Source organism: Streptomyces sp. NPDC048516 (genome assembly GCF_043199875.1).
Classification (GTDB): domain Bacteria; phylum Actinomycetota; class Actinomycetes; order Streptomycetales; family Streptomycetaceae; genus Streptomyces.
The window spans coordinates 381,305-396,925 of the sequence record NZ_JBICWS010000003.1 but is presented as its reverse complement, the minus strand read 5'-3'; the positions used below and the strand labels follow the sequence as shown (position 1 = coordinate 396,925).

At 68.6% G+C, this 15,621-nt stretch carries 18 protein-coding genes and 1 tRNA gene; 13 read left to right on the top strand and 6 right to left on the bottom strand.

The window, feature by feature from the left end:
- Positions 1–101: 101 nt before the first annotated feature.
- From clpS to ACGFR7_RS08900, 8 genes are all read left to right on the top strand, one after another.
- On the top strand, positions 102–455 hold the full coding sequence (gene clpS, locus ACGFR7_RS08935) for an ATP-dependent Clp protease adapter ClpS (RefSeq protein WP_088797852.1): 354 nt from the start codon (positions 102–104) through the stop codon (positions 453–455).
- Entirely contained in the window at positions 452–1,045 is a 594-nt protein-coding gene (locus ACGFR7_RS08930; protein WP_393315046.1) for a DUF2017 domain-containing protein, read from the top strand. The genes clpS and ACGFR7_RS08930 overlap by 4 nt, the downstream gene beginning before the upstream one ends.
- 322 nt (positions 1,046–1,367) lie before the next feature.
- Positions 1,368–2,843, top strand: a complete 1,476-nt coding sequence (locus tag ACGFR7_RS08925) for an amino acid permease (RefSeq protein ID WP_393315043.1) — start codon at positions 1,368–1,370, stop codon at positions 2,841–2,843.
- A 104-nt stretch (positions 2,844–2,947) separates the two neighbouring features.
- Positions 2,948–3,373, top strand: coding sequence for a Mov34/MPN/PAD-1 family protein (locus ACGFR7_RS08920; protein WP_393315041.1), 426 nt, complete (start codon positions 2,948–2,950; stop codon positions 3,371–3,373).
- An 84-nt stretch (positions 3,374–3,457) separates the two neighbouring features.
- Positions 3,458–3,631 (top strand): putative leader peptide, encoded by a 174-nt coding sequence (locus tag ACGFR7_RS08915; protein ID WP_311626986.1) that lies wholly within the window; start codon positions 3,458–3,460, stop codon positions 3,629–3,631.
- Positions 3,632–3,770: 139 nt separating this feature from the next.
- Positions 3,771–4,103 carry a MoaD/ThiS family protein gene (locus tag ACGFR7_RS08910; RefSeq protein ID WP_088797849.1) on the top strand — a complete coding sequence of 111 codons (333 nt, stop codon included), beginning with the start codon at positions 3,771–3,773 and terminating at the stop codon, positions 4,101–4,103.
- Complete coding sequence (locus ACGFR7_RS08905; RefSeq protein WP_393315038.1) at positions 4,103–5,053, top strand: PLP-dependent cysteine synthase family protein; 951 nt, start codon at positions 4,103–4,105, stop codon at positions 5,051–5,053. Before ACGFR7_RS08910 ends, ACGFR7_RS08905 begins: the two co-directional genes overlap by 1 nt.
- Positions 5,054–5,665: 612 nt before the next feature.
- Positions 5,666–6,418 carry an MBL fold metallo-hydrolase gene (locus tag ACGFR7_RS08900; RefSeq protein WP_393315035.1) on the top strand — a complete coding sequence of 251 codons (753 nt, stop codon included), beginning with the start codon at positions 5,666–5,668 and terminating at the stop codon, positions 6,416–6,418.
- A 102-nt stretch (positions 6,419–6,520) separates the two neighbouring features.
- On the opposite strand, the gene ACGFR7_RS08895 is transcribed toward ACGFR7_RS08900, so the two are convergent.
- Together ACGFR7_RS08895 and ACGFR7_RS08890 are read right to left on the bottom strand one after the other, a co-directional pair.
- Positions 6,521–7,792 carry a PTS transporter subunit EIIC gene (locus ACGFR7_RS08895; protein WP_393315032.1) on the bottom strand — a complete coding sequence of 424 codons (1,272 nt, stop codon included), beginning with the start codon at positions 7,790–7,792 and terminating at the stop codon, positions 6,521–6,523.
- 203 nt (positions 7,793–7,995) lie between these two features.
- The gene (locus ACGFR7_RS08890) at positions 7,996–9,306 is read right to left on the bottom strand and encodes a PTS transporter subunit EIIC (RefSeq protein ID WP_393315029.1); all 1,311 of its coding nucleotides are present in this window, start codon (positions 9,304–9,306) and stop codon (positions 7,996–7,998) included.
- Positions 9,307–9,527: 221 nt separating this feature from the next.
- On the opposite strand from ACGFR7_RS08890, the gene ACGFR7_RS08885 reads away from it, so the two are divergent.
- The 5 genes from ACGFR7_RS08885 (at position 9,528) to rdgB (ending at position 12,304) form a co-directional block, all read left to right on the top strand.
- Positions 9,528–9,761 carry a glucose PTS transporter subunit EIIB gene (locus tag ACGFR7_RS08885; protein ID WP_018091307.1) on the top strand — a complete coding sequence of 78 codons (234 nt, stop codon included), beginning with the start codon at positions 9,528–9,530 and terminating at the stop codon, positions 9,759–9,761.
- Positions 9,762–9,859: 98 nt separating this feature from the next.
- Complete coding sequence (rph, locus tag ACGFR7_RS08880; RefSeq protein ID WP_393315026.1) at positions 9,860–10,591, top strand: ribonuclease PH; 732 nt, start codon at positions 9,860–9,862, stop codon at positions 10,589–10,591.
- Positions 10,592–10,887: 296 nt separating this feature from the next.
- On the top strand, positions 10,888–11,031 hold the full coding sequence (locus tag ACGFR7_RS08875; protein WP_393315023.1) for an SCO1431 family membrane protein: 144 nt from the start codon (positions 10,888–10,890) through the stop codon (positions 11,029–11,031).
- A 220-nt stretch (positions 11,032–11,251) separates the two neighbouring features.
- Positions 11,252–11,659 (top strand): hypothetical protein, encoded by a 408-nt coding sequence (locus ACGFR7_RS08870; RefSeq protein WP_393315020.1) that lies wholly within the window; start codon positions 11,252–11,254, stop codon positions 11,657–11,659.
- Positions 11,660–11,668: 9 nt separating this feature from the next.
- On the top strand, positions 11,669–12,304 hold the full coding sequence (gene rdgB, locus ACGFR7_RS08865) for an RdgB/HAM1 family non-canonical purine NTP pyrophosphatase (protein ID WP_393315017.1): 636 nt from the start codon (positions 11,669–11,671) through the stop codon (positions 12,302–12,304).
- Between the two features lie 60 nt (positions 12,305–12,364).
- On the opposite strand, the gene ACGFR7_RS08860 is transcribed toward rdgB, so the two are convergent.
- The 4 genes from ACGFR7_RS08860 to ACGFR7_RS08845 form a co-directional block, all read right to left on the bottom strand.
- Positions 12,365–12,448, bottom strand: a tRNA-Leu gene (locus tag ACGFR7_RS08860).
- Between the two features lie 50 nt (positions 12,449–12,498).
- Positions 12,499–13,176 (bottom strand): HNH endonuclease, encoded by a 678-nt coding sequence (locus ACGFR7_RS08855; RefSeq protein WP_393315014.1) that lies wholly within the window; start codon positions 13,174–13,176, stop codon positions 12,499–12,501.
- Positions 13,173–13,838 (bottom strand): HNH endonuclease signature motif containing protein, encoded by a 666-nt coding sequence (locus ACGFR7_RS08850; protein WP_393315012.1) that lies wholly within the window; start codon positions 13,836–13,838, stop codon positions 13,173–13,175. Before ACGFR7_RS08850 ends, ACGFR7_RS08855 begins: the two co-directional genes overlap by 4 nt.
- A 166-nt stretch (positions 13,839–14,004) precedes the next feature.
- A complete protein-coding gene (locus ACGFR7_RS08845; RefSeq protein WP_393315009.1) occupies positions 14,005–15,543 on the bottom strand; it encodes an MFS transporter in 1,539 nt (512 codons plus the stop codon).
- Positions 15,544–15,621 lie beyond the last annotated feature (78 nt).

Here is a 15,621-nt window from a genome sequence, read left to right as displayed (position 1 = left end):
GCGACAAAAGACCGTCCGCGGGCGCCGGGCGCGGCCCGCCGACGCGGCCCGCGCGAGGGGCATTTGTGCGTCGCCCGCCCCCGGGTGGCAGCATGGGGCCTGTGAGCGCCCACCCGTCCCCCACGATCACGCTCCGGCCGCATCGCTGCACCCTCAGTGTCCCGGTCGAGACCGAGCGCCCCCAGTCGAGCGAGGCCCCCTTCGAGGTCCCCGAGCCCGACGTCCCGTGGGTCACGATCGTCCACAACGATCCGGTCAACCTCATGAGCTACGTCTCCTACGTCTTCCAGTCGTACTTCGGCTACTCCAAGGACAAGGCCCACCAGTTGATGCTCGACGTCCATCACAAGGGCCGCGCGGTGGTCTCCAGCGGCAGCCGCGAGGAAATGGAGCGCGACGTGCAGGCCATGCACGGCTACGGCCTGTGGGCGACCCTTCAGCAGGACCGCCGATGACCGGGCACTTCGAGCCGCTGCCCGGGGGCGGCGCCGCCGTCCCCCTCGACGAGGTCGAGATCTCCATCCTGCGCAGCCTCGCCGTCCAGCTGATGGAGCTGATCGGTCCGGGCGAGGAGGCCGGGGAGAGCGAGAGCGACGACCTGCTGGCGTCGATCTTCAACGACGGCCCCAGTGAGCCGCCCGCCGACCCGGTGCTGGCCCGCCTCTTCCCCGATGCCTACGGCGGACCCGATCTCGTCCCCGACGACGATGTGCGCGCCGCCGCCGCCGAATTCCGCCGCTACACCGAGAACGATCTGCGCGCGCGCAAGCGCGAGGACGCCCTGGCGCTGATCCGCGCGCTGGACGGCCTGGCGCCCGCCGGCGACAGCGCGCTGCTCCGCCTCGACCCCGGTGAGTGCCGGCGGTGGCTGGGGGCGCTCAACGACCTCAGGCTGGCCATCGGAACCCGGCTTGAAGTGACCGATGAAGAAGATGGCGGAGAACTGCTGCGGCTCCCGGATAGCGATCCGCGCAAGCCGATGGTGATGGCATACCTCTGGCTCGGCGGGCTCCAGGAGACCCTTGTCGAGTCTCTGATGGGCTGAAAACAGGGCGTTCCACCCCTGTTATTACCGCTGCGTTCGCTCAGCGGATGCTCAAATCCGGATAACGATCGCATCACCTCAGCCATGTGAATTGCGGCACTTCAGGGCTCATGTCCGCTTTATCTCGTGGTTTGATTCACGCCATCCCTAGGCGGTCCAAGAGACGCCGTGATACATGTTCACGACTTGCCGTGAGCGACGCCACCCCTGTCGCCGCGGGAGCGCTATGGCCGGCTGACCGTCGGCGTGCAGGAACTCCATCCGGGGGGATCGGGACCCGATCCGGACAGGCCGGGTCGGTATGGAGAAAGGCGCACCACACATGACCTCTGTGCAGGTCGACAAGCAGCACGACGGCAGTGAGGCAGCTGGGGCGGCCCCCGAAGAGGGCTACCAGCGGGGTCTGGGAAACCGCCAGATCCAGATGATCGCCATTGGCGGCGCCATCGGTACCGGACTCTTCCTCGGAGCCGGCAAGGCAATCTCGATGGCCGGGCCGAGCATCATCCTCGCCTACGCCATCGTCGGTCTGGTCATCTTCTTCATCATGCGGGCCCTGGGCGAGCTGCTGATGTACCGGCCCGTCTCCGGATCCTTCTCGGAGTACGGCCGCGAATTCCTCGGCCCCTTCATCGGCTTTGTGACCGGCTGGACGTACTGGCTGTTCTGGGTCGTCACCGGCATCACGGAAGTGACCGCCGCGGCCACGTACGTGCAGTACTGGAACAAGGGCATACCGCAGTGGGCCGCGGCCCTGGTGTTCACGTGTGCGCTCTTCGGCATCAACCTGATCTCCGTGAAGATCTTCGGTGAGCTGGAATTCTGGTTCTCGATGGTCAAGGTCACCGCGATCATCGGCATGATCCTCATCGGCCTCGGTGTGATCACCCTCGGCTTCTCCGACGCCGGTGACACCGCCTCCTTCACCAACCTGTGGTCCCACGGCGGCTTCTTCCCCAAGGGCATCGGCGGCACGCTGATGACGCTGCAGATCGTGATGTTCGCCTTCCTCGCCGTCGAGCTCGTCGGCGTGACCGCGGGCGAGGCGACCAACCCCAAGAAGGTCCTGCCCAAGGCGATCAACACCGTGCCGTGGCGGATCGGCCTCTTCTACATCGGTGCGCTGATCATCATCCTGTCCGTCGTCAGCTGGACGGTCTTCAAGCCGGGCGTCAGCCCCTTCGTCGCCGCCTTCCAGCAGATCGGCCTGCCGGCCGGCGCCGGCATCGTCAACTTCGTCGTGCTGACGGCCGCGCTCTCCTCGGCCAACTCCGGCATGTACTCCACCGGCCGGATGCTGCGCGACCTCGCGCTCAACGGCCAGGGCCCGAAGTTCTTCACCAAGCTCAGCAAGAACGGCCTGCCCACCTGGGGCACCGGCGTCTCGGTCGCGATGATGCTCTTCGGCGTCTACATCAACTACCAGTGGCCCGGCGACGCGTTCAACTACGTCGTCTCCTTCGCCACCATCTCCGGTATGTGGGCGTGGATCGTCATCCTGGCCTCGCAGCTGCGCTACCGCGCCAAGGCGAACCGCGGCGAGCTGCCGCAGTCCGAGTTCAAGGCCCCCGGCAGCCCCTACACCTCGGTCTTCGCGCTGGCCTTCATCGCCATGGTGATCGTGATGATGGGCGTCGACCCGGACGCCCGGATCTCGCTCTACGCGGCTCCCGTGTGGGCGCTCATCCTGGGCGTGGGCTACCTCTGCATCAAGCGGCGGGACGCGGCGAACGGCCTGACGGCCGGCGCGGCGCCGCAGAACGCCTCCGCCAAGGACACCAAGAACACCAAGGGCTGAGGCAGCACCCGGACGGAACGGGGCGCATCCCCTCGGCGTCCAGCATGCGGGCCCGCTCGTACCACTCTTCGGTACGCGCGGGCCCGCTGTTTATTCTTGGCGCCATGCTGACCCTCACCAAGGCGCTCTTCGACCAGATCGTCGAGCACTCCCGCCAGGACCACCCCGACGAGGCCTGCGGCGTGATCGCCGGCCCGGCGGGCAGCGGCCGCCCCGAGCGGTTCATCCCGATGCTGAACGCCGCCCGGTCGCCCACGTTCTACGAATTCGACTCCGCCGACCTGCTCAAGCTCTACCGCGAGATGGATGACCGGGACGAGGAGCCGGTGATCATCTACCACTCGCACACCGCCACCGAGGCCTACCCCTCGCGTACCGACATCTCCTACGCGAACGAGCCCGGCGCCCACTATGTCCTGGTCTCCACCGCCGACACCGACGATGCCGGGCCCTTCCAGTTCCGCTCGTACCGGATCGTGGACGGCGAGGTCAGCGAGGAAGAAGTCGAGGTCGTGGCGGCCTACTCCTGAGGTCGTCCCACCTGGTGTACACCAATCGTCCGCATGGTGGGACGAGGTTCCAATACCCGGACCGGGAATCGATACGATGACCGCATGGTTGACCACGACGTGAGCGAGAAGAGGCCGGGCATGCTGCTGCTCGCTCCGCTCGCCATACGTCGCTCCGCATCCGCACTGCTGGGCGCGTTCGGCTGCGGAGCCGCACGGCTGCACGTCGATCTGTGCCGCCTTTCCAGCGCCATCTGTCCGCGCTGCGCCGCCGCCTGAGCCGGCCCGTCAGGGCGCGCGGCGCGCGCCGCCCCACAGCCCCGCACTTCCGGCGTCACCCGACGCCCTCCCGGCACGCCGTAACGCCGTGCACACGGGACGCACCGCCCCGCCATCGCATCTGGACAGGAGCACTCCCATGGCCATCGAGGTCCGAATCCCCACCATCCTGCGCACCTACACCGACGGCGAGAAGGCCGTCGAGGGCAGCGGAGAGACCCTTGCCGACCTCTTCACCGACCTGGAGAGCCGGCACACCGGCATCCGCGAGCGCCTGGTCGACGGCGAGCAGCTGCGCCGTTTCGTGAACGTCTACCTCAACGACGAGGACGTCCGCTTCCTGGAAGGCATCTCCACCAAGCTCGCCGACGGCGACAGCGTGACGATCCTCCCGGCGGTGGCAGGAGGCGCCGGGACGCAGTCCCGTCCGGCAGGGGTGGCGGTCGGGTGGCGGGCGGGGGGCATGCGCTGATGCGGTACGACTCCCCGCTGGCGGCGGTCGGGAACACCCCTCTCGTCCGCCTCCCGCGCCTGTCACCCTCCGACGGCGTCCGCATCTGGGCGAAGCTGGAGGACCGCAACCCCACGGGCTCGGTCAAGGACCGGCCCGCGCTGCACATGATCGAACAGGCCGAGAAGGACGGCCGGCTCACCCCCGGCTGCACCATCCTCGAACCCACCAGCGGCAACACCGGCATCTCGCTCGCCATGGCGGCCAAGCTCAAGGGCTACCGCATCGTGTGCGTCATGCCGGAGAACACCTCCTCCGAGCGGCGCGAGCTGCTGGCCATGTGGGGCGCCGAGATCATCTCCTCACCCGCGGCGGGCGGCTCCAACACGGCCGTCCGGGTGGCCAAGGAGCTGTCCGCCGAGCACCCCGACTGGGTGATGCTCTACCAGTACGGGAACCCCGACAACGCCGGTGCGCACTACGCCACCACCGGCCCCGAGATCCTTGCCGACCTCCCCTCCGTGACCCATTTCGTGGCCGGTCTGGGCACCACCGGCACGCTCATGGGCGTCGGCCGCTATCTGCGCGAGCACGTTCCCGGCGTCCGGATCGTCGCCGCCGAGCCGCGCTACGACGACGTGGTCTACGGTCTGCGCAACCTCGACGAGGGCTTCATCCCCGAGCTCTACGACGAGTCCGTGCTCACCACCCGCTTCTCGGTGGGCTCCCACGACGCGGTCCGCCGCACCCGTGAACTCCTCGCCGAGGAGGGCATCTTCGCGGGCATCTCCACCGGCGCGGCGCTGCACGCGGCGATCGGCGTGGGCACGAAGGCCGTCAAGGCGGGGGAGAGCGCCGACATCGTCTTCGTCGTCGCCGACGGCGGCTGGAAGTACCTCTCCACCGGCGTGTACACCGCAGAGTCCACGGAAGCCGCGATCGAAACGCTGCACGGCCAGCTCTGGGCGTAACCGGCTGCCGGCGGACGGGCCCGGATCAGCCGGAAGGGCGGAAGGGCCGGAAGAGCACGGGGGAGCCGGGGGAGCCGGAAGAGCACGGGAGGGCCGGAAGAGCGGGCCGTGCCGCCGTGTCCGGTACGCATCCGCCGTCGTGGTTCCCTGCCGCGGCGGCGGGTCTCTCTCCCGGGGCGTGGCGGCAGGACTTTTCCGGGGCGCCCCGGTATGACCTTCCGGGGCGCGTCGCACGGCCTTCCGGGGGCGCGTGGGCGGGGGCCGGGCGCCCCTCGGTACACGTTCACCTCGTTGCGGCGATCGGTCCACCCATGACCGGGGGCCCGGCGCAACACCAGGCGGCACCGGCCGGGGCGTACGGGCGCAGGGGCGTACGGGCGTACGGGGCGACAGCCCAGACTGGTGATTCCGCCCACAGCTCGCCCCGCCGGAGGAGCTACAGGCCCCTTTGCGCCTTACGCTCGGGGGCACCGCACCGACCGCCGAGGACCCGGCACCACCCGGCAAGGACCGGCCGGGAATCCCGGCATGGACCCTTCCCCGAGCTCTCCGGTGTTCGAGCAGGGAAGACCGCTATACCGCCGCCCCCGCCCACGGAGGTTCACGCCCGCTATGAAGCTCACCGTCGTCGGATGCTCGGGGTCGTTCCCTTCCGTGGAATCGGCCTGTTCGAGCTACCTCCTGGAGGCCGACGGCTTCAGGCTGCTCCTCGACATGGGCAACGGCGCCCTGGGCGAGCTGCAGCGCCACATCGGTCTCTATGACCTGGATGCCGTACTCCTGTCGCATCTGCATGCCGATCACTGCATCGACCTGTGCGGCTACTTCGTGGTGCGCTACTACCGCCCGGACGGCGGACGTTGCGCGCCGATGCCGGTCCACGGACCGGCCGGCACCGAGCGCCGGCTGACCGTCGCGCACGCCGATCTGCCGTACGACGGCGCCATGAGCGAGGTCTTCGCGTTCCGCACCCTGACGCCGGGCACCTTCACCCTCGGGCCGTTCACGATCCGCACGGAGCGGGTCAGCCACCCGGTGGAGTCCTTCGCCTTCCGCATCGAACACGGCGGCCGGTCCCTGACGTACTCCGGGGACACCGGCCCCTGCGACGCGCTGGAGAGCCTTGCCGCGGGCGCCGACTTCTTCCTGTGCGAGGCGTCCTTCACCTACGGCAAGGAAGACATCCCGGATCTGCACCTCAACGGCCGGGAAGCCGGCGAGATCGCCCAGCGGGCCGGCGTGGGCCGGCTGGTGCTGACCCACATCCCGCCGTGGACCGACCCGGCCCTCAGCATCCGCGATGCCCAGAAGGCTTATGACGGACCGGTAGAGGTCGCCAAGGCGGGCGCGGTCCACGAGATCTGAGGCGTACGCGGGGTGCGTCCGCCCGCACGGCGAAGGCCCCCGGAACCGTAGGGTTTCCGGGGGCCTTCGCCGTGCGGGCGACCGCCGTCGGGCGGTGGCGGATCAGCCCTTGTACTGGGCCTTGTCCTCCGCGGCGATCTCCTCTTCGGGCTCGCGCCCCGGGGTCGGGAGGTTGAACTTGACGATCGCGAAGCGGAACACGGTGTAGTACAGCGCCGCGAAGGCCAGCCCCGTGAGGGCGAGCAGCCACGGCTTGGTGGCGATGCCGAGGTTCAGTCCGAAGTCGATCGCGCCGGCTGAGAAGCCGAAGCCGTCCTTCATCCCCAGCGCCCAGGTCAGCGCCATCGAGACACCGGTCAGCACCGCGTGGATGGCGTACAGCACCGGGGCGATGAACATGAAGGTGAACTCGATCGGCTCGGTGACGCCGGTGATGAAGGCGGTCAGCGCGATGGAGAACATCATGCCGCCGACGACCTTGCGGCGTTCGGGCCGTGCACAGTGCACGATCGCCAGGCAGGCGGCCGGGAGGGCGAACATCATGATCGGGAAGAAGCCGGTCATGAACTGTCCGGCCGAGGGGTCGTGGGCCAGGAAGCGGGCGATGTCGCCGTGCTTGCCCTGGTAGTCACCGGCCTGGAACCACGGGAAGGAGTTCAGCAGGTGGTGCATGCCGACCGGGATCAGCGCGCGGTTGACGACCCCGAATATGCCGGCGCCCACCGCGCCCGAGCCGACGAGCCAGGCGCCGAAGCTGTGCAGCCCGGTCCCGAGAACGGGCCAGATGTAGCCGAAGACGATGCCGATGACGAGGCCGGCGAAGGCGGAGAGGATCGGTACCAGACGGCGCCCGCCGAAGAAGCCGAGCCAGTCGGGCAGCTTCTTGCGGCTGTAGCGCTGGTAGAGCAGTGCGACCACGATGCCCATCACGATGCCGCCCAGCACGCCCGCGTCCACCGGCGGGGCGATGCTGGCCACCTTGCCGTCGACGACGTCCTGGATCTTGGGCAGGTTGGTGTCCTTGAAGGTGCCCAGCACCTCCTTGAACACCAGGTAGCCGACGACCGCGGCCAGACCGGTGGAGCCGTCGGACTTCTTGGCGAAGCCGATCGCGATGCCCACCGCGAAGAGCAGCGGCATGTTGTCGAACAGCGCGCCGCCACCGGCCGCCATGAACTCGGCGATCTTGTTCAGGAAGTCGGGGAGCGACTCCCGGCCGAGCAGGTCCGGCTGGCCGAGCCGCTGCATCAGCGCGGCGGCGGGCAGCGTGGCGATCGGCAGCATGAGACTGCGGCCGATGCGCTGGGCCACGGCCATGGCGCCGGAGCCGCGGCCCTTCTTCTCGGGGGCCGCCGTGGCGGTGGCCGAACTCATCGGATTCCTCCTGGTGAGGCGGGCACTCAAAAGGGGGGACGGCCCGCGTTTGGTCTACACCTTGGTCTACACCACTAGTGGTTTAGACCATTCTTAGCACGTAGACCTGACATAAAGGAATCCATTCTTCCAAGTGGTGTGGACCACATGATCACCGGCCCCCGGGCAACGGAACCCGGGGGCCGGCGGCGCGAGGCGACCTCTTACTTCACGTTCTCCCGCTCCATCGCGTCCCCCACCTCATCCGGCTCCCGGCCGGGCGTCGCCAGACGGAATTTCGTGATCACGAAACGGAAGAGGGTGTAGTAGACCACCGCGAAGCACAGTCCGATGGGAATGATCAGCCAGGGCTTTGTCGCCAGGCCCCAGTTGATGACGTAGTCGATCAGGCCCGCCGAGAAGCTGAAGCTGTCGTGCACCCCCAGTGCCCAGCACACCCCCATCGAGACACCCGTCAGCACGGCATGGATCGCGTAGAGCACCGGCGCCACGAAGAGGAAGGAGTACTCGATCGGCTCGGTCACGCCCGTCACGAACGACGTCAGGCCGACCGACAGCATCATGCCCGCGATCTCCTTGCGGCGGTGCGGCTTGGCGCAGTGCGCGATCGCCAGCGCCGCGGCCGGCAGCGCAAACATCATGATCGGGAAGAACCCGGTGGTGAACTGCCCCGCGTTCGGGTCGCCCGCCAGGAACCGGTTGATGTCACCGTGGACGACCGTGCCGTCCGGCTTGGTGAAACTGCCGAACTGGAACCAGACAAAGGTGTTCAGGAACTGATGCAGGCCGATCACCAGCAGCGCCCGGTTGGCGACACCGAAGATTCCCGCACCCCATGCCCCCAGTCCCGACAGCCATTCACTGAAGCTCGTCAGCGCATCGCCGATAGGCTGCCAGACGAACAGGCACAGCACCGCGAACACCAGGCCGACGAAGGCCATGATGATCGGGACCAGCCGGCGGCCGTTGAAGAACCCCAGCCAGTCCACCAGCTTCACCCGGTGAAAGCGCTGCCAGAGCCAGGCGGACAGAAACCCCATGACGATGCCGCCGAACACCCCGGGATTCTGGAAGGAGGCCTGCGTCACCGTCAGTTTCCGGTCCACGCACACCCCGCTCCACAGGCCCGCCTGGGTGTACGTCTGGCCCGCGGCGCAGCCCGCCGGGAACGCATGCATGACCGAGAAGTAGACGAGGAACCCCGCCACCGCGGCCAGCGCCGTCGAACCGTCCGCCTTCTTGGCCATGCCGATCGCCACACCGATACAGAACAGCAGCGGCAGCCCGAGCCCCGAATCCAGCAGCGCACCGCCCGCGGCCGCGAACACCTTGCCGACGGCGTCCCAGCCCAGCCCGTCCGCGCCGAACACATCCGGCTGGCCGAGACGGTTGAGAATTCCCGCAGCGGGCAGGACGGCAATCGGCAACTGCAGACTGCGCCCCATCTTCTGCAGACCCTGGAAGAGATCCGACGCCCAGTTCCTGCCCGGTGCCGCCGCTGCGTCCGAACTCATCGGTGTCCTCCCGGCAGTCGGCCCGTCGGCAACCGGCCTCGTGCTTGCCGCATACTGATGGTGTAGACCACTTGTGGTGCGGACCGTTCCGGTGCGCACTCCGGTGATCGCCATCCTTCGCGAGACCGCGGACAAAAGCCCATATTGTTGGGCTGAACGTGCGTTACGGTGTGAAAACCGCACGGCTGAACCGCCGGCGGCCGAGACAAGCAGGAGTGGACATGGCCAGCAAGGCTGAGAAGATCGTCGCCGGGCTCGGCGGACTCGACAACATCGAAGAGGTCGAGGGCTGCATCACCCGCCTCCGCACCGAGGTCGTCGACTCCTCCCTCGTCGACGAGGCCGCCCTCAAGGCCGCCGGCGCCCACGGCGTCGTCAAGATGGGCACCGCGATCCAGGTCGTCATCGGCACCGACGCGGACCCCATCGCCGCCGAGATCGAAGACATGATGTGAGCTGACGAGCCGGCCGCCAGGCCGCTCCCGACGGCCCCGCCCCGGACGGTCCACCGCCCCGGAGTGGGGCCCTCGGCATTCCCGATAGGGTCTACGCCATGTCTCGCATCGACGGCCGCACCCCCGAACAGCTCCGCCCGGTCTCCATCGAACGCGGCTGGAGCAAGCACGCCGAAGGCTCCGTCCTCATCTCCTTCGGCGACACCAAAGTCTTCTGCACCGCATCCGTCACCGAGGGCGTACCGCGCTGGCGCAAGGGCACCGGCGAAGGCTGGGTCACCGCCGAGTACTCGATGCTGCCCCGCTCCACCAATACCCGCGGCGACCGCGAATCCGTCCGTGGCAAGATCGGCGGCCGCACCCACGAAATCAGCCGCCTCATCGGCCGCTCGCTGCGCGCCGTCATCGACTACAAGGCCCTGGGCGAGAACACCATCGTCCTGGACTGCGACGTCCTCCAGGCCGACGGCGGCACCCGCACTGCCGCCATCACCGGCGCCTATGTCGCCCTCGCCGACGCCGTCACCTGGGCCCAGGGCAAGAAGCTCATCAAGCACGGCCGCAAGCCGCTGACCGGCACCGTCTCCGCCGTCAGCGTCGGCATCGTCGACGGCACCCCCCTCCTCGACCTCTGCTACGAGGAAGACGTCCGCGCCGACACCGACATGAACGTCGTCTGCACCGGCGACGGCCGCTTCGTCGAGGTCCAGGGCACCGCCGAAGCCGAACCCTTCGCCCGCGAGGAACTCAACTCCCTCCTCGACCTCGCCGTCGCCGGCTGCGCCGAACTCGACGAGGCCCAGCGGGCGGCGCTGGCCCGCACGCTCTGAGGGAGCGGCGGACCGGGCCGGGGCAGGCGGGCCGGCCATCCGCGGGTGGCCCGCGGTTGAAGGCGGTCCCCGGTCTGAGGCGGCCCGCGGTCTGAGGTGGCCCGCGGTCTGAGGCGGCCCGCGGTCTGAGGCGGTCCCCGGTCGGAGGCGGCCCGCGGTCTGAGGCGGCCCATAGCGCGAACCGCCACGCGAAGCACCGCTTCACAGGGGGAGGGCTGGCCCCTCCCCCTGTGAGGCTTTTCTCATGGGACGTCCCCCTCTGGAAAAGGCCCCCGCGGCCGTCGCATGGTGGAGCCATGCCCACAACTGCCGCGACCGCGCCCCGCATCCGCGCCCGCACCGGCGGGCCCCAGGACGACTCCCGCCTCCTGGAGAACGTCCTCGGCTGGACCCTCGTCGTCGTCCTCGCCATGCTGCTCACCCAGACCGGCCTCGTCTGATCACCCAGGCCGGCCTCGTCTGACCGCCGGGACGGCCCCGCGCCGGCGCCCGGCCCCTGCTTCCTGCCCCGCTCCCGCCCCGCCCACGCCGCCCCGCCCCGCGCCGCTTCCCGCCCAGGTGTCCGGTCCCGGCCCCCGGCGCCGGTGTCCGGGCAACCAAACAGTCCCACCCCGCGTTTCTTCCTTTGCCCGAGCATGACCCGAGGGAAGGAACCGCACCATGGCCCCGCGCACCCGCCGGCATCGTCGCCCCGCCATCACCGCATGCGCCGCGTTAGTCGCCGCGACCCTCGCGATACCGCTGCTCTCCGGCTGCGGGGCGGTCCAGAAGGCCATGGACTGCGCCAAGACCGCCACCTCCGTCGTCAACGCCGTCGACAAGCTCCAGCAGGCCGCGGACAACTCCCTCACCGACCCGCAGAAGGCTGAGCAGGCCCTCGACAACATCGACACCAACCTGCAGAAGCTGAGCAAGGAAGCGCACGACCCCGAGCTGTCCAAGGCCGTCGACAAGACGAACAACGGCATCAAGGCCGCCCGCAAGGACATCGACCACAACAAGGCCCCCCGCATACAGCCGATCGTCGACGGGGCCCATGACATGACGAGGATCTGCACACCGGGATAATCACTGCCCATGCAGCCTCACACCGGTGGACACTCCGCAGCCCCCCGTCGCCTCATCCTCGCCACCCGCAACGCCGGCAAGGTCACCGAACTCCGGGCCATCCTGGAGACCGCCGACCTCGATGTGGACCTTGTCGGCGCCGACGCCTATCCCGAGATCCCCGACGTCAAGGAAACCGGCGTCACCTTCGCCGAGAACGCCCTCCTCAAGGCCCATGCCCTTGCCGAGGCCACCGGCCACCCCGCCGTCGCCGACGACTCCGGCCTCTGCGTCGACGTCCTCGGGGGCGCCCCCGGCATCTTCTCCGCGCGCTGGTCGGGCACCCACGGCGACGATCAGGCCAACCTCGCCCTGCTCCTCGCCCAGCTGTCCGACATCGCCGACGAACACCGCGCCGCCCACTTCTTCTGCGCCGCGGCCCTCGCCCTCCCCGACGGCACCGAGCGCGTCGTCGAGGGCAAGCTCGAAGGCACCCTCCGCCACACCCCTTCCGGCACCGGCGGCTTCGGCTACGACCCCATCCTCCAGCCCCTCGGCCACACCCGTACCTGCGCCGAGCTGCCCCCCGCCGAGAAGAACGCGATCAGCCACCGCGGCCAGGCATTCCGGGCGCTGGCACCGGTGGTGCGGGAGCTGCTGGGCTGAGTTTCGGGATACGGAAATGGCCTGCGAACCGGACCTTCGATTCGCAGGCCATTCTCCGCGTGCGGCCGGAGGGACTCGAACCCTCAAGGGATTTCTCCCACAGCATCCTAAGTGCTGCGCGTAGGCCAATTCCGCCACGGCCGCCAGCCACCAGTCATCGTACCGGCCCGGCCGCGGAGGGAGGCGGGTATGGGCTAGCGGCCTCTGCGGCCGTTCCGGTCAGGGCGCCCCCCGCGACACCAAGTAGTGGTGATCGCATGGCAGTTGGGGCAGAGGAGTCGGAGGTTCTCCGCGCGGTCGTCGCTCCAGTCGCCGTTGATGTGGTCGACCTCAAGGGTCATGGGTCTGCCATGCCACGCGGGGGCTGTGCCGCACTCGGCACACCGCTCGGGGATGCCGGTCTGCCGGAGTGCTCGGCGCAACTGCACGCTTTTCGTCCGGCGTGCGCCGTGGTGTTTGACGAGGATCTGCTCCGGCGGCTTGGCGGGGGTCGTGCCGGGGCTGCCGCGCCGATGACCCTGGCCCAGGAAGTGCGCTGTACTGGTGTCGCTTTCGGCGAGCCACTGCTGGAACTGTGAGCGAGTGCGCGCAGTGTCGGGTCGGCCCAGTCTGCGTAACGCGCCGGCGATGGAAGTGGACTCTGCCACTGCCTTGCGCAATTCGTTGTGGGATGGAGGCCGCCATGCCCGATGAGCGCTGCGTCGGCGTAGATGGGAGGCGTCGATGCCGAAGTGGGCGAAGCGCTTGAAGAGGTATCGCTGGAGTTGCCCGTAGGGACGGGTGCCGAGGAAAGTGACGACGTCGTCAATATCCGTACAGTCGTCTGCTGCGGCTTGAAGGACTTCGCGTGTGTAGCGGACGCCACCGCTCATTGCTGTGATCCCGCCGCGGTGCGAGAGCTCTTGTTGCGGCCCCGGTAGGTGTCGGTCGTCGAGTGGCAGTTGGGGCACAGAAGCCGCAGATTCTGCGGGCGATTGTCCCGCCAGTTGCCGTCGATGTGGTCAACTTCGAGCGGGAGGGGACGGCCGCGCCAGGACGGTTCCGTCCCGCAGAGAGCGCAGCGTTCGGCCGTGCCGAGAGCCAGTAATGCGCGCTTGAGCCGGTCGCTGTGGACTCGACGACTGCTGGCGACATCGTCCTGTTTCCTCAGGATTTCCCCGGGAGTGCGCCGGCGGCCCGCCGGATGGCCTGCCCTGCTCCGTGGGGAGAAGTGCGAGATGTCGATCCCGAAGGCCCGGACACGGCGGCTGATGTGAGTGTGATGACCCCCGACAGGGTCGAGCCCAAGCCGTGTCACGACCTCGTACATGTTCGTGGACTGCGCCACCGCCTCTTCGAGGATCTCTTTGGTCCAGCGCGCGCCCTCACGTGCGAAGTGCGAGGTGTCGATACCCAACGACCGCATCCGTTCGCGGAGATACGGCCGTGAGGGACCCTTCGGATCCACCCCGAGCTTGAGTAGCGCCTCGGAGAGCGTCCGCGAAGACGAAACCGCCTCTGAGAGCCGCTCCCGGGTATACGGACTGACCGGCATGATTCCCCCCTCGTTCCGTGCGCCCGGGCCCACCCCCGCGCACCCTCTCGAACACACCAACGATCGAACGGGGAACCGGTTACGGCTCGTGGTGAGAAGCGGGGCGGGAAAAGGCTGCGGGCCTCGGGGAAGGGGTCCCGAGGCCCGCAGAGGGGTGTGGCGTGGATCAGAAGCGCGGTTCCGGTGTCTGGGCCTCGATGAGTTCGACGGCTTCCTTCTTGGTGGCGACGGAGGGCGGGGAGCCGTCGAGGGGCTGCTGGGCGGTTTCCTTCATGCAGGCCACGGCGATGACGCCGACGAGGGCGGCGCCCATCGTGTAGTAGGCGGGGACCATGACGTTCCCGTGGAAGGCGCCCATCAGGGCGGTGATCACCAGGGGGGTGGTGCCGCCGAAGAGGGAGACGGCCAGGTTGTAGCCGATGGAGAGGGAGCCGTAGCGGACGTTGGTGGGGAAGAGGGCGGGGAGGGCGGCGGACATGGTGCCGAGCAGGCAGACCAGGGAGACGCCGAGGAGGACCATGCCGCCGATGACCGCGCCGAGGCTGCCCTGGTTGACCAGGAGGAAGGACGGGATGGCGGTGATGAAGAAACCGAGCATGCCGGCCATCAGGAGGGGCTTGCGGCCGTAGCGGTCGCTCAGTTTGCCGACGGTGCTGATGATGCACATCAGGGCGGCCATGGTGCCGAGAAGGATCAGCAGGCCGTGGGACTCCTCGTAGTGGAGGGTGTCCGTCAGGTAGGTCGGCATGTACGACAGCAGCATGTAGTCGGTGGTGTTGTACGCGCCGACCAGGGCGATGCACAGGATGAGGGCGGGCCACTGCTGGGCGAAGATCTCGCTGATCTTCTTCTTGGGGGCGTTCTCGGACAGGTGCGAGAACTCGGCCTCGGCCTCGACGACGGAGCCGGTGGCGCTGTGGGTGTGGGAGGCCTCGAACTTCTGGAAGGCGGGGGTCTCGTCGAGCTTGACCCGGAGGTAGAGACCCACCATGCCGAGGGGGCCGGCGATGAGGAACGGCAGGCGCCAGCCCCAGCTGTTCATCGCGTCGTCGCCCACGGCGGTGTTGAGCAGCAGCACGATGCCGGCGGCGCCGGTGTACCCGATCAGGGTGCCCATCTCCAGGAAGCTGCCGTAGAAACCGCGCTTCTTGTCGGGAGCGTACTCGGCGATGAAGGTGGAGGCGCCGCCGTACTCACCGCCGGTGGAGAAGCCCTGGATCAGGCGGAAGGAGATGAGCAGGACCGGGGACCAGAAGCCGATGGCGGCGTAGGACGGGATCAGGCCGATGCAGAAGGTGCCCAGCGCCATCATGATCATGGTGAAGGCGAGGACCTTCTTGCGGCCGATACGGTCGCCGAGAGGGCCGAAGTAGGCGCCGCCCAGGGGGCGTACGAGGAACGCCACCGCGAAAGTGGCGAACGAGGACAGCAGCCTGGTGGTGTCGCTGCCGCCGGGGAAGAAGACATTGCCGATGATGACCGCGAGATAGCTGTAGATCCCGAAGTCGAACCATTCCATGGCGTTGCCGAGCGCCGCGGCTTTCACGGCGCGTTTGACCACGCGCTCGTCGGTGACGGTGATGTCGGTGCGCCGCAGTTTGGGGTTCTTGCGCCGGGCGACGGCACGGAAGAGCACCCGGTGACGCTTGAGCGCTTCCCGGTCCTGGTCGGGCACGGGGTCGGCTTCGGTGCTGCCGGTCGGCACGAGGCGGTCCTCTCGGTCGGTCAGCGCGTGGTGCGCGGCGGGGGTACGACAGGTTCGCCTGCGCAGTGGAGCGCCAAT